A 13,736-nucleotide genomic window follows, 5' to 3' on the forward strand; every position below is an offset into this window, starting at 1 on the left:
CCTAAAATTGATAGTTTACTAAGAGATAGCCACTGGTTATCCCTGTTTTTATAGCTGTTATTGTTGAAAATCCGTTTGAGACTTCTCCACGCGCTTCAATTCTGAAGTGTTTAATGGCTAATCCTGCACCAAAAAGAGCGCCCTGATCGAATTTACGAAGTTCATCGAAAAAATTACGTTGGTTTACAGTTGTTGTTGAATGAAAAGTATCTTCGAAAATTGTATTTTCTTCAAGTTTGAAAGCATAAGCGCTACTAACGCCCAAATTTAAGAAAGGTTTAAGTGAAGCACTAGCGAATGTGTACCTGAACATCGCGCTCAACTTTAAATATTTTCCATCAAAAGCATAAGTTTGATTTGAATATTGAAAATCAGATTGCTTATCCTGGTATGTACCATCAAATTTAAATGAACGATAGGCTAAATCGAAGTTTATGCCCAATTTTTCTGACGACCGAGGTATTGTTAATAATAAGGACACCCCCGGAATAATACTGGTTGAACCTTTAAAATCAACATCTCTGAAAGATAAAGTTGAATAACTTCCGCCTAAAATAAGACCGAACTTAGCCGTTAATTTCTCATTTTTAGTGCTGATCGGCTTATATGAATTTGGCCTGGACTGATTGTATTTTTGGACTATTCTGATAATTTCGCTTTCAAAGAAACTAACTTTTTCTATATCATTTTCATTGATGTCTTTATTGTTGATAAACAGATCCTTAAGTTGTTCTTTATAAGCTGAATTATATGCGATCTGATTTTTTGATTCATTAACATAATATCGCTTGTTGATCAATTCTTCGGTCTTGTTCCCGTCGTAGATAAAAAAATGGCTTCGGTCGTCCACATATTTAAGTAAAGTTAGATCGCCTTCATTTAAAACACGGAGAAAAAGAACTTTATCTTCAAATGAAGGTTCTTTATCGAAGCCTAGTTTACCTAATTGTTGTGGAGATGTTTCAAGTTTTACCGCTTTTGAAACATACGATTCCACGTATTTATCGTCGGTAATTCCAAAACCATTAATACTTTTTACATCCAGGCTTTGTGCTTTATCATTTAAAGTAGGGTAGTAATTAATTGATACAGGATTTTTATTCCAGTTTTTATAATCAATATATCCTTTAACTGTATCGTTATTTAATTTAATGATATAGCCTTTAAGGATGTTTTTTTGAGCATATAAAAATTGAGCTGTGCTTACGATAGAAAGCACAGCTAAAAAGAAAGTTTTTTTCAATGTAAAAAAATGAGACGTTAATCCAGATGTTTATTTTATAAATGTATTACTTCACCGTATGCATCAGCAGCAGCTTCCATAATGGCTTCGCTCATGGTTGGGTGAGGGTGAACAGATTTTATCATTTCATGTCCGGTAGTTTCTAATTTACGGGCCACTACAATTTCTGCAATCATTTCGGTAACGTTCGCACCGATCATATGTGCACCTAATAATTCGCCGTATTTAGCATCAAAAATTAATTTGATAAAACCATCTTTTGCACCGGCAGCACTTGCTTTACCCGAAGCTGAGAAGGGGAATTTACCGATTTTTAATTCGTAACCTGCTGCTTTTGCCGCTTTTTCGGTATAACCAACAGAAGCAATTTCCGGTGTACAATAAGTACATCCCGGGATGTTGTTATAATCTAAAGGCTCAGCATGCTGACCAGCAATTTTTTCTACACAGATAATTCCTTCTGCAGAAGCAACGTGTGCTAAAGCTTGTCCGCCAACTACATCACCAATGGCATAATAACCTTTTACTGAAGTATTGTAAAACTCATCAGTAACAATTTTACCTTTTTCAGTTTTGATGCCTACTTCTTCTAAACCAATGTTTTCGATGTTGGCTACAATACCAGCTGCCGAAAGCACGATATCGGCCTCGATGGTTTGCATACCTGAAGCTGTTTTAACTGAAACTTTACAACCTGCACCACTGGTATCAACCGATTCAACACTTGCCGAAGTCATTACATCGATACCCACTTTTTTCAGGCTGCGCAATAATTGTTTAGACACATCTTCGTCTTCTACCGGAACAACGTTATCCATAAACTCTACGATGGTTACTTTAGTGCCCATAGTAGCGTAGAAATAGGCAAATTCTACACCGATAGCACCAGAACCCACTACCACCATACTTTTTGGTAATTCGGGAAGTACCATGGCCTGGCGGTAGCCTATGATTTTTTTGCCGTCCTGTTTAAGGTTTGGCAATTCTCTCGAACGGGCACCAGTAGCAATGATGATATTTTTAGCACTTAGTTCCTGTTGAGATCCATCAGCACCTTTAACTTCTAATTTGTTCCCTGGTTTAACTTTACCAGTTCCCATAATCACGTCAATTTTATTTTTTTTCATCAAAAACTGAACGCCTTTGCTCATGCCATCGGCAACACCACGGCTGCGTTTTACCACAGCTGCAAAATTTGCAGTGGCACCGGCAGTCGTAATTCCGTAATCAGCAGCATGATTAATATATTCGAAAACCTGAGCACTTTTTAAAAGTGCTTTAGTAGGGATACAGCCCCAGTTTAAACAAATACCACCTAATGATTCACGCTCTACAATGGCAACTTTTAGTCCCAATTGTGAAGCTCTGATTGCAGCTACATAACCACCTGGGCCGCTGCCTAAAACAATAACGTCGTAATTCATCTGTTTTTTTTAATTTGTTATTTATCTGTCAGATGGAGCTTACCATAATTAATCATCATTTAACAGACTTATAATCATGGACGGTTCATATCTAATTTTAAAGAGATTTGTTTCTTAATTGTTCTGCATTTTATAATGTATGCTCCGATTCTTTACCGGATAAAGGATTAAACCTTTTGCATCATGAAAATTAAAGGAATACTATTTCCTTAATAATCGCTCAAAACTAAAAAAAAAATGTCAATTGAATAGGGCAATGTTGAGATAGCATTTAAAAATTACAATGGATGAATATTGTTTTGAATAACCAATTATAAAAGAGTATCTATAATGATGGTGTTTTGCCGAATAATATATGGGTTGAACAATAAAAAGTTAAATAATCAAAGTGTTTGAAGCTTAAAAAATGGTGTTGATATGTATTATTTGAAAAATACCAATGTTAACATAACTTTTATGCTTAAATTATAATCAACTGATAATTTCGTTATTAAAAATTTAGCTTTATTATCAATGTATTGATAAACTGAAAGTTATAATCGCTACAATATGTGTTAAATGTTGAAAAGTTTTGCCCGACTTAATAATTATTTAACATTGGATGTTAAAATGTGTTAAATTTTATTAGGACATTTGCAGCAATAAAATCCCTATTAGATTATTATTCAACAACAAAAAACATTTAAAAAACAAAGTATGAAGAAATCTTTACTTTTAAGATTAGTACTGGTTATTGTTGCATTTGTAGGTATTACTTTTGGCGCTAATGCACAGGTAACCACATCATCAATGACAGGAACAATTAAGGATGCCAAAGGCGCCTTACCTGGTGCAAGTGTTAAAGCAACACATACACCAACTGGGACTGTTTATTCTGTATCTACAAACAACGATGGCCGTTTTACCATCGGAGGTATGCGGGTTGGCGGTCCTTACACCATTGAAGTTAGTTTTGTTGGTTACAGACCAGAAAAACAAACTGAAGTTTATTTAAAGATAGGTGAGCCTTATTTAGTAAACTTAACTTTAGTTGATAACAGTTCAACGTTAGCTGAAGTTAAAGTTGTGGGTCAAAGTGCTAATAGTATTTTGAATTCAAATAAAAATGGAACATCAACAGTAATTGCAAGACAACAGATTCAATCATTACCTACGATTACACGTAGCGTTAATGACTTAACGCGTTTAACGCCACAAGCAAACAGTACTTCAATTGGTGGTGGTAACTACCGTTCGAATAACTTTACTGTAGATGGTGCTAACTTCAACAACCAGTTTGGTATTGGACAAAACATTCCTGCAGGTGGTTCTCCAATTTCTATTGATGCATTAGAGCAAATCTCGATCAATGTAACGCCTTACGATGTTCGTCAAACAGGTTTTACTGGTGGTTCAATTTCTGCTGTAACACGTTCAGGTACCAACACTTTCCAAGGTAGTGCTTTCTATACCATGCGTGGTGAAGAACAACAAGGTAAAAGAATTGGTGATACGTATCGTATTCCTGATGCTTCAATTCAAAAATTGGACGAGAAAAATTATGGATTTAGTTTAGGTGGTCCAATTGTAAAAGATAAATTATTCTTTTTTGTTAATTACGAAAAAAAGCATACCATTCAGCCAGGAACAACAAGAATAGCTTCTTCCCCTGGTTTGCCATACGGAGCTCCAGGTACCCCGAATACTGTTGTGCCGGCTAGTCAATCACTTTTGAACGAAATTTCTTCATATTTAGATGCTAAATATGGTTATAAAACGGGACCATATCAAGGATATTCAAATGTGAGTGATAACGAAAAAATGTTTGCTCGTTTAGACTGGAACATTACTAAAAATCATCGTTTTAGTGTAAGGTATAATCAGGTTGAAAGTCAAAGCCCTTCTCCAGCTAGTACATCTGTAACCAATTCAGGTGTTGCTGGTGCGTTGAGTTATAACAATAATAGGTCGGGTACTGCAAATAATGCGGGATTACCTTTTTATAATTCTAATTATTACCAAGCAGCAAACCTATATTCTGCAGTTGCTGAGTTGACGTCGAACTTTGGTAGCAAACTAACAAATGTTGCACGTGCTACTTACTCGCACCAAAATGATCCAAGAAATTCGGATAGTTCTCCTTTTCCTTTAGTTGATATCCTGGATGGAACCCAAAATACTTCAAATGCAGGAAATGTTTTGACCACTTTTGGGTACGAACCATTCACTTACGGAAACTTAAGGGATGTTAAAGGATATACTTATTCTGATGACTTGAGCTTAGCTTTAGGAAAGCATAATATTACCTTAGGTTTGCAAGCTGAATTCAGTACTACCAAAAACGGATTTCAGCGTTTTGGTACTGGTTTCTACACTTTCAAATCATGGGATGACTTCAAAAATGGAGCTAAGCCGTTACAATATTCTGTAACTTATCCACTAACTGCTGATGGTTCTCAAGCTTTCCCTAGCTTTAAGTTTGCTCAATATTCAGCCTACTTACAGGATGAATTTACCCTTTCTGATCGTTTAAAATTAACTGCTGGTTTACGTATTGAACAAGCAACTTATCCGGACGCTCCAGAAATTCAAACACATCCTTTAGTAGCTGCTCAAACTTTCCATGATGGAAGAAAAGTAGATACAGGTGTTTTACCTGAAAATAGATTATCATATTCGCCACGTTTTGGTTTTAACTGGGATGTAATGGGAGATCGTTCATTACAGGTTCGTGGTGGAACAGGTATATTTACTGGCCGTGTTCCTTTTGTATGGATTGTATCACAATCTAGTGATGCAGGTTTATTACAATATTTACAAACCTACTCAAGCCTTAATGGTGGAGTTGTTCCCTCATTTAATCCAAGTATTGCTCCGAACTTACTTACCGCTACTAAACCAGCAGCTGGAACAAGTATACCAGGAACAATTAGTATTATGGCTCCTGATTTGAAATTCCCTCAGACTTGGAAATCGAGTTTAGCATTTGATGTTAAATTACCTTGGGGAATTGTGGGAACATTAGAAGGTATTTATGGTAAAGATTTAAATGTCGCTGTTGCTAAAAACATCAACTTGGTAAATCCAACTACAACTAATATCTCGGGTTATCCGGATAATAGACCATTATATCCTAATTCTATTGCTGGAAGACAAGAGGTAGACATCAATAGTGCTGGTATTCCAACTAATAACGCAACATCTGCATTAAACGTAACAGAGATGACCAATGCTAAAGGCGGTTATAACTGGATGATTACTGGTCAGTTAACTAAGCAATTTAACAGCGGAATATCAGCAATGATTGCTTATACACGTTCAGATCAACGTAATTACGGTGATGGTGGCGGTGATCAATTAGGTAACTTATGGTCAATTCCTGCTACATCTACTAATCCAAATATTCCAACATTAAGTTATTCTCAAAACTTAAATCCTGATCGTATCATTGCAAGTGTTTCATATAGAAAAGAGTATCTTAAAAACTTAGCTACTTCATTTTCATTGTTTTATGAAGGATCTCAACAAGGAAGATACTCGTATGTTTATGGAGCTGATTACAATAGAGATGGTGTTTCTGGAAATGACTTGATTTATATTCCTAAAGATGCATCTGAAATAAATTTTGTTGCTGTACCAGCCAACTTAGTAAGTACTTCTACTGTAACTAGAGCATATCCTAGATCATATACTGCAGCAGAACAAAGTGCTATTTTCGAAACTTATATTGCGCAAGATCCATATTTAAGCAAACATAGGGGCGAATATGCACAACGTAATGCGGCAACCTCTCCATGGAGAAATCAATTCGATTTAAGAATTACTCAACAAATCTTCAAGAATTACGGTAAATCAAAAAATACTTTTGAATTTACAGCTGATATTTTCAACGTTGGTAACTTGTTAAATCGTAAATGGGGTAATGTGAATTTTGTTAATAATGCAAGTATATTAGTTCCTCAAAATGCATCAGCGATTAATGATACTACTAAACCAACATTTATTCTTGCTGCTGCCCAAGGTGATATAGTTAGAAATACTTTTGGTACCTCTCAAACTATTTCTTCTACTTATTACATGCAATTCGGTGTCCGTTATATTTTTAACTAATACCTAATAAATTATATAATATCAAAGCGCCGATCATCTGATCGGCGCTTTTTTGCTTTTATTATATTGTGTTATTTTCATGGGTTTGTGTAATAAACTAACTACTTCATGTAAAAAAAAGAATGACTTTAATAGTTGATTCGTATCTTTAACGCGGAAAAATAAAAAAATCTATTTATGAAACGCACGCTCTCTCCGAAAATATTCTTTTTCACCAATTAGGTTATTAAGGTGCTGCCTTGTGTAGTTCATCCCTCCAAATCTAATTCAATTACATTCCTAAACTTTTCGTGCTTTTATAGTAAATCATCCGTGTTTACCTAATGATTAAACTAATATGAAATAAAATTTTAAAAACATCTAAACATGAAAAAAATCTATTACGCTTTCTTTTTCCTAATCACAATTCTTAGTGCTTGTAAAAAAGATAATGGCCATGCAGAAAATAATACTGAAATACCCATTGAAATTATTCAAAAGTTAAAAGCCGCTGGATTTGATACTACCGAAGGATTACATATTCATGGTGATGGTTATATTGTAGAAGGTGATATTTTATTAACCAAAACTGATATTGATGGTTTAAGTGAAAATCCTAAGTCTAAAGTTATTCTTGGCTTAAATGTTAAAGATAGATTATTACAATCTAAAGATCCCATCGGTCATTACGTATCTAACTTATTAACTGCTAATAGTGGAGTTAAGAATATCAGCATCTATATAAATCCCTCTTTTCAACAATACATTATAGATGGATTAGATTTGGCTATAGCAAGATATAATGCATTAGAATTCGGCTTAACATTTTCACGGAGTATGAGTTCATCCTCTGCTGACATCACAATATCAACAACTTTTATCGATCCCAATAATAAACCAAGTAATGTAACTGCTTACTTAATGGCCTCCGGTTTGCCTTCAAATGGAAATCCATATAATCAAATTTTGGTTAATACTTATTATTACAATACCTCTTCTTTTTATTCTGATATCGCCTCTACTTTTGCTCATGAAATTGGTCATGCTATTGGATTTAGGCATACGGATTATATGAACAGAGCATTCAGTTGTGGTCAAGTAACTCAAGGGAATAATGAAGGAGGCAATGCAAATCATGTTAGAGGAACATCGCCAGATCCTGTAAGTGGATCTTGGATGTTGGCATGTGCAAATGGAGTTGACAGACCATTTATTGATGAAGATATATTAGCTTTGAATGGGACATACCCAAGGTTAAGAAATGTATATGTAAAACAGGTTAGCACTTTAATAAGTGATGACAGTTACCTAATCGGCTGTTGTGATGATAGGACCTTACTAAGTAATAATTTCAAATTAGAATTTTATCAGGATCAGAATCTAACAGTACCTTATACAACAAGTAATAATTTTGTGGTTAAGGTATTTGAATATTCTGGTAGTTCACAATTAACGAGGGTATTTTTAGTGCCTAATGGGGCAACTTCTTACGATTTAGGTACTTTTGTAACAGATATTACATATTCTTATGGAACCGAAGTGCAAAATAATACAAGTGGTTATTCTATTGCTCCATTTGGCGGTTACCATTTGGCACCTTAAATTTTTTAAAACCCAAAACCATTTGCCCAAAACCATGCTTTTATAATTAGTCTATTTATTTAAAACTAATTTATAAAACAATAAGCAGTTCTAAACAGACCATAACCATGCAACCATTAAAGCATGGGCAGAGGAGCATGGCGGTGTACCTGCAATAGTTGCAGATACCTCAAAAGGTAATGGTGGCGGTATTTTAAGGATACATTTTCCTAAACATAGCGATAACTCGTCCGAATTAAAAGAAACAGACTGGGATACTTATTTAAAAACTTTTGATGAGAATAAACTCGATTTTCTTTATCAGTAAAAGAGCCTATGGAGAAGAATTTCCCTTCCACAAATTTGTAGAAAGATCATAAAAAAAGGGGCTGAAAATTTATTTCAGCCCCTTTTTTAATATATATATTCCTAGTTGTAAACGAAAGTTCCCTTTTCGCTTTCGATGGTTACCTGTTTCTGATTGCCTTTTTCTACACGGCCGATTACCTGCGCATCGATATTAAAGCTTTTTGAGATCCCGATGATTTGATCTGCAATTTCTTGAGGCACATATAACTCCATTCTGTGCCCCATATTAAATACTTTGTACATTTCCTTCCAATCGGTGCCCGATTGCTCTTGTATCAATTTAAATAGCGGTGGAACAGGGAACAGGTTATTCTTAATGACGTGGATATCATCATTGATGAAGTGAAGTACCTTGGTTTGCGCGCCACCACTACAGTGTACAATACCATTTATCTGGCCAGCGTGTTTTTCTAATATTTTTTTAATTACTGGTGCATAAGTGCGGGTAGGAGAGAGTACCAATTTACCTGCAGTTATTTTACCAAAACCTTCAATTTCAATTTCATCTGTGAGTTGCTTTTGACCAGAAAAAACCAGGTCGAAAGGAACGGCCGGATCAAAACTTTCAGGGTAGCTATTGGCAACAGCTTTCTCAAAAACATCGTGACGGGCAGAGGTTAATCCGTTCGATCCCATGCCACCATTATATTCCGTTTCGTAAGTAGCTTGTCCGTATGAGGCTAATGCCACAATAACGTCGCCTGGCTTAATATTATCGTTGCTGATGATATCTTCGCGCTTTAAGCGACAGGTTACCGTAGAATCGACGATAATGGTCCTCACCAAATCGCCAACATCAGCTGTTTCGCCACCGGTTGAGTAAATGGAGATGCCCTGTTCGCGTAAATCGGCCAAAATTTCTTCGGTTCCGTTAATTACGGCAGCAATCACTTCGCCGGGAATCAGGTTTTTATTTCTTCCAATGGTTGAGGATAATAAAATGTTATCAGTAGCACCCACGCAGATCAGATCGTCGATATTCATGATAATGGCATCCTGTGCAATGCCTTTCCATACCGAAATATCACCTGTTTCTTTCCAGTACACATAAGCTAAAGAAGATTTGGTACCTGCACCATCGGCATGCATAATGTTGCAATAATCTTCATCGCCGCCTAAAATGTCGGGGATGATTTTGCAGAACGCTTTTGGGAAAATTCCTTTGTCGATGTTTTTGATGGCATTGTGCACATCCTCTTTTGAGGCAGAAACGCCGCGTTGATTGTACCTGTTATCACTCATGTTGCCGCAAAGATAGTTTTTTAAGGTGGAAGGTAAAAGGGAAGAAGTTAGAAAGTCGGAAGTCTGGAGTCCGAAGTCTGGAGTCGATGGTTAAACTATGAGTCTTTGACAGCGTTTTACCTGCACAAAGCTTGTTTTAATAAGAAAATTGAAATAGATTTTGGAAGCGAAAGTTGTCATTTTATGGCGGTTTGCAGTCCCGCTTTTCCTCCTGCGGTTTTAAATTTATGGATAAGAAAAATCTGTTGATCAAAACCGCATCCGTACAATCGGGCTTAGTATATAGAGGATTGTTCACTGTGGCGGTTTTTTCTCTTGCACAGGCCTATCATAAATAAACCTGATTGGATGGATGCTGTTGCAATCACTTTAAAAATTGAGCAACAACTTTCATAGCAGGAAGGAAAGCAGGACTGTTCTAACCGATGAGTACTGGTATTGCTTTCCAAAAGAACTTGAAATAATTAGCAGTTAACAGTTTGGAATAAAACTGTACTCATGAACCAATGGCCAATGAAAAAAAAGGGCGTAAAGTTTAAAACCTTACGCCCTATACCTTAAACCTTACGGCTTAAATCTATTTCATGAATAATAATTCTCTGAATTTTGGTAAAGGCCAAACGCTGTCGTCAACAATTTGCTCTAATTTATCAGCATGGTAACGGATAATATCGAAGTAAGATTTAACTTTCTCATCGTAGGCAATCGCTTTTTCGCGGGTATCTTCGATTTTGTTGGTTACTTTTCGTTCCTCTAACATCGCATCGATATTGGTTTTCACAATTTCTAAATGCTCAGAAAGTTTTTTAACGATATCGATAGAAACTTTGCTGTCTACACCGATTGCTTTTAAACCCTGCACGTTTTCGATCAGAGAGTTTTGGTAAGCAATGGCAGCCGGGATGATGGCTGTGTTAGCCACTTCGCCCATTACACGTGCTTCGATCTGTAATTTTTTGTAGAAGTTTTCTAACATGATTTCATGACGGGCATGAATCTCACGTGCGCTGTAAATACCTGTTGTAGCAAATAACTCAGCAGATTTTTCAGTTAAATAAGCATCTAAAGCTTTTGGTGTAGTTTTGATGTTTGATAAACCGCGTGTTGCAGCTTCATCTTCCCACTCCTGGCTATAACCATTTCCTTCGAAACGGATACCTTTAGATTCTTTGATGTATTTTTTGATCACGGTTAATAAAGCGATGTCTTTTTTATCACCTTTTTTGATCAATTTGTCTACTTCAACTTTAAATTTAACCAATTGCTCAGCCATAATCGCGTTCAAGATCGTCATCGGAGCAGAAGAGTTTGCTGACGAACCAACAGCTCTCAACTCAAATTTGTTACCTGTAAATGCGAAAGGAGAGGTACGGTTACGGTCGGTATTATCTAATAAAATCTGAGGGATTTTAGGGATACCTAACCAAAGTGCGTTATCTTCTTTGATTTTTTTGCTGATGCGTGAGTGCTCAATTTCATCCAATACATCGTTTAATTGAGAACCTAAGAAGATAGAGATAATTGCAGGTGGCGCTTCGTTTGCACCTAAACGGTGATCGTTGCTTACCGATGCAATACTTGCACGTAATAAATCTGCATGCTCGCTAACGGCTTTAATTGTATTTACAAAGAAAGCAAGGAACATTAAGTTGTTTTTAGGCGTTTTACCCGGAGCCAATAAGTTTTTACCAGTGTCAGTAATTAAGCTCCAGTTATTATGTTTACCCGATCCGTTGATGCCTGCGTATGGTTTTTCGTGCAATAATACACGGAAATGGTGACGACGGGCAACTTTCTCCATCAAATCCATCAATAATTGATTGTGATCGATAGCTAAGTTGATTTCTTCATAAATCGGTGCACACTCAAACTGAGACGGCGCAACCTCATTGTGACGGGTTTTTAACGGAATACCTAATTTTAAAGCTTCGTTTTCGAAATCTACCATATAGCTGAATACGCGCTCAGGAATAGAACCGAAATAATGGTCTTCTAATTGCTGGCCTTTAGCAGACATGTGACCGAACAAAGCGCGACCAGTTAACAATAAATCCGGACGGGCGTTGAATAATGACTCATCAACTAAGAAATATTCTTGCTCAATACCTAATGATGCATTTACTTTAGTAATGCTTTTATCGAAATATTGGCAAACATCAACAGCAGCTTTATCAAGTGCAGCCAATGCTTTTAATAGAGGTGCTTTATAATCTAAGGCTTCGCCTGTGTATGATACAAAAACGGTAGGGATGCAAAGGGTTTTACCTGCTTTACTTTCCATAATGAAGGCTGGAGATGATGGATCCCATGCAGTATAACCGCGGGCTTCGAAGGTATTACGGATACCGCCGTTAGGGAAACTTGAAGCATCAGGCTCTTGCTGAACCAATGCACTACCAGCAAATTTTTCGATAGCACCATCGCCACTTGGCTCAAAAAACGAATCGTGTTTTTCGGCTGTTGTGCCGGTTAATGGCTGGAACCAGTGCGTGTAGTGCGTTGCGCCAGCGCTCATTGCCCATGCTTTCATAGCTGTAGCAATTTGGTTAGCATCATCAGAATTGATTAATTCACCTTGGTTGATAGATGAAATTAATTTTTCATACACGTCCTTAGATAAGAAATCTCTCATTTTTTTCTTATCAAATACATTCGAGCCATAAAAATCAGAAATTTTCGCTGAAGGAGATTTAACTTCAGGCGAAATTCTATTTTGAGCCTCTTTTAATGCGATGGTTCTTAAGCTTTTCATTAATTTGTTATGTTTTTTGTCAAAAATAGTATATTTTATTAATTTTTGTAAAACAATCGCACGAATTATGTGAATTTTACTGAAAATGAAATAAAAAAATGTTTTTCAGATGAAAAATTTCATTTTTTGTAACGAAAATAGATTTTTTAAATGTTTTATGGAATCGTTGATTTTGCTGCATCATGGTATAAAACTTTAAAACTATGTTCAACTCTTCTATTAACGTGTACAAAACCGAGTGGCTCGATCTTGTATTTGCAAACCGCAACAAAAACTATGGTGCTTATGATTTAAGGTCTAAATCTTCGAAGATTATGACGAGAGCGCTTTTCGTATCGGGTAGTTTATTTGTACTATTGTGTTTCTCGCCTTTGATTTATGCAAAGCTTTTTCCAAAGGAAGTTGCATTTGATACTGCACCAACAGTGGTGAAACTGGATGATGTTATCCATCAGATGAAACCAGATGTTCCTAAACCGGAAGAAAAACTTGAGCCGAAAAAAGCAGAACCTGTAAAGGTTAAAACGGTTGCTTTATCGCAGAATATAGTGGTTGTAAATAGAGTAGATCTTCCAGATCCTCCAACCATTAAAGAAATACAAAATGCTGTGATCAGTGATAAGACGCAAGATGGAATTGTTGCTCCAAATTTGGTAATTCCAGATGCAAAAGGTAATGGTGATGGAGCTGGGACTGCTAAAGAGGGAACAGGAACGGCCGATAATGCAGAATATACTACAGGTGGTGTTGATGAATATCCTGAATTTACAGGTGGCGCCAAAGCATGGTCTAAATATATGGAACGTAATTTAAGGTATCCGTCAAAGGCACAGGAAGAAGGCGCAGCGGGAAAGGTATTTGTGAGTTTTGTGGTAGAGAAGGATGGTTCCATCACTGATGTATCGGTAATTAAAGGAATCGGTTTTGGCTGTGATGAAGAAGCGATGAAAGTGATTAAAAAATCACCACTTTGGAAACCCGGTAAAAATAAAGGTGTTCCGGTGAGGGTGAGGTATAATATGGCCATCAATTTTCAGATTTCTAATTAAAATTATTT

At 36.3% G+C, this 13,736-nt stretch carries 7 protein-coding genes; 3 read left to right on the forward strand and 4 right to left on the reverse strand.

All coding sequences use genetic code 11. From position 1 onward, the window contains the following. Nucleotide 1: 1 nt before the first annotated feature. Nucleotides 2–1,243 (reverse strand): porin family protein, encoded by a 1,242-nt coding sequence (locus ABD769_RS05395; protein ID WP_344850032.1) that lies wholly within the window; start codon nucleotides 1,241–1,243, stop codon nucleotides 2–4. Between the two features lie 35 nt (nucleotides 1,244–1,278). After that, nucleotides 1,279–2,667 (reverse strand): dihydrolipoyl dehydrogenase, encoded by a 1,389-nt coding sequence (gene lpdA, locus ABD769_RS05400; RefSeq protein WP_344850034.1) that lies wholly within the window; start codon nucleotides 2,665–2,667, stop codon nucleotides 1,279–1,281. Nucleotides 2,668–3,363: 696 nt separating this feature from the next. On the opposite strand from lpdA, the gene ABD769_RS05405 reads away from it, so the two are divergent. Together ABD769_RS05405 and ABD769_RS05410 are read left to right on the forward strand one after the other, a co-directional pair. Beyond that, nucleotides 3,364–6,756 (forward strand): TonB-dependent receptor, encoded by a 3,393-nt coding sequence (locus ABD769_RS05405; protein ID WP_344850036.1) that lies wholly within the window; start codon nucleotides 3,364–3,366, stop codon nucleotides 6,754–6,756. A gap of 366 nt (nucleotides 6,757–7,122) precedes the next feature. Beyond that, nucleotides 7,123–8,337 carry a M57 family metalloprotease gene (locus tag ABD769_RS05410; RefSeq protein WP_344850038.1) on the forward strand — a complete coding sequence of 405 codons (1,215 nt, stop codon included), beginning with the start codon at nucleotides 7,123–7,125 and terminating at the stop codon, nucleotides 8,335–8,337. Nucleotides 8,338–8,745: 408 nt separating this feature from the next. Here the strand turns inward: ABD769_RS05410 and ABD769_RS05415 are convergent, their stop codons facing one another. Then, the gene (locus ABD769_RS05415) at nucleotides 8,746–9,927 is read right to left on the reverse strand and encodes an AIR synthase-related protein (protein WP_344850040.1); all 1,182 of its coding nucleotides are present in this window, start codon (nucleotides 9,925–9,927) and stop codon (nucleotides 8,746–8,748) included. A gap of 577 nt (nucleotides 9,928–10,504) precedes the next feature. Beyond that, nucleotides 10,505–12,679: a glutamine synthetase III family protein gene (locus tag ABD769_RS05420; RefSeq protein ID WP_344850042.1), complete on the reverse strand. Its 2,175-nt coding sequence runs from the start codon at nucleotides 12,677–12,679 to the stop codon at nucleotides 10,505–10,507. Between the two features lie 203 nt (nucleotides 12,680–12,882). On the opposite strand from ABD769_RS05420, the gene ABD769_RS05425 reads away from it, so the two are divergent. Beyond that, the gene (locus ABD769_RS05425) at nucleotides 12,883–13,728 is read left to right on the forward strand and encodes an energy transducer TonB (protein WP_344850043.1); all 846 of its coding nucleotides are present in this window, start codon (nucleotides 12,883–12,885) and stop codon (nucleotides 13,726–13,728) included. Nucleotides 13,729–13,736 lie beyond the last annotated feature (8 nt).

The sequence above is a fragment of the Pedobacter jeongneungensis genome (assembly GCF_039538295.1).
Taxonomy (GTDB): domain Bacteria; phylum Bacteroidota; class Bacteroidia; order Sphingobacteriales; family Sphingobacteriaceae; genus Pedobacter; species Pedobacter jeongneungensis.

Bases quoted from the DNA above. Each gene is read 5' to 3' on its own strand.
- lpdA (WP_344850034.1), bottom strand. From the start codon at position 2,667: ATGAATTACGACGTTATTGTTTTAGGCAGCGGCCCAGGTGGTTATGTA.
- ABD769_RS05405 (WP_344850036.1), top strand. From the start codon at position 3,364: ATGAAGAAATCTTTACTTTTAAGATTAGTACTGGTTATTGTTGCATTT.
- ABD769_RS05410 (WP_344850038.1), top strand. From the start codon at position 7,123: ATGAAAAAAATCTATTACGCTTTCTTTTTCCTAATCACAATTCTTAGT.
- ABD769_RS05415 (WP_344850040.1), bottom strand. From the start codon at position 9,927: ATGAGTGATAACAGGTACAATCAACGCGGCGTTTCTGCCTCAAAAGAG.
- ABD769_RS05420 (WP_344850042.1), bottom strand. From the start codon at position 12,679: ATGAAAAGCTTAAGAACCATCGCATTAAAAGAGGCTCAAAATAGAATT.
- ABD769_RS05425 (WP_344850043.1), top strand. From the start codon at position 12,883: ATGTTCAACTCTTCTATTAACGTGTACAAAACCGAGTGGCTCGATCTT.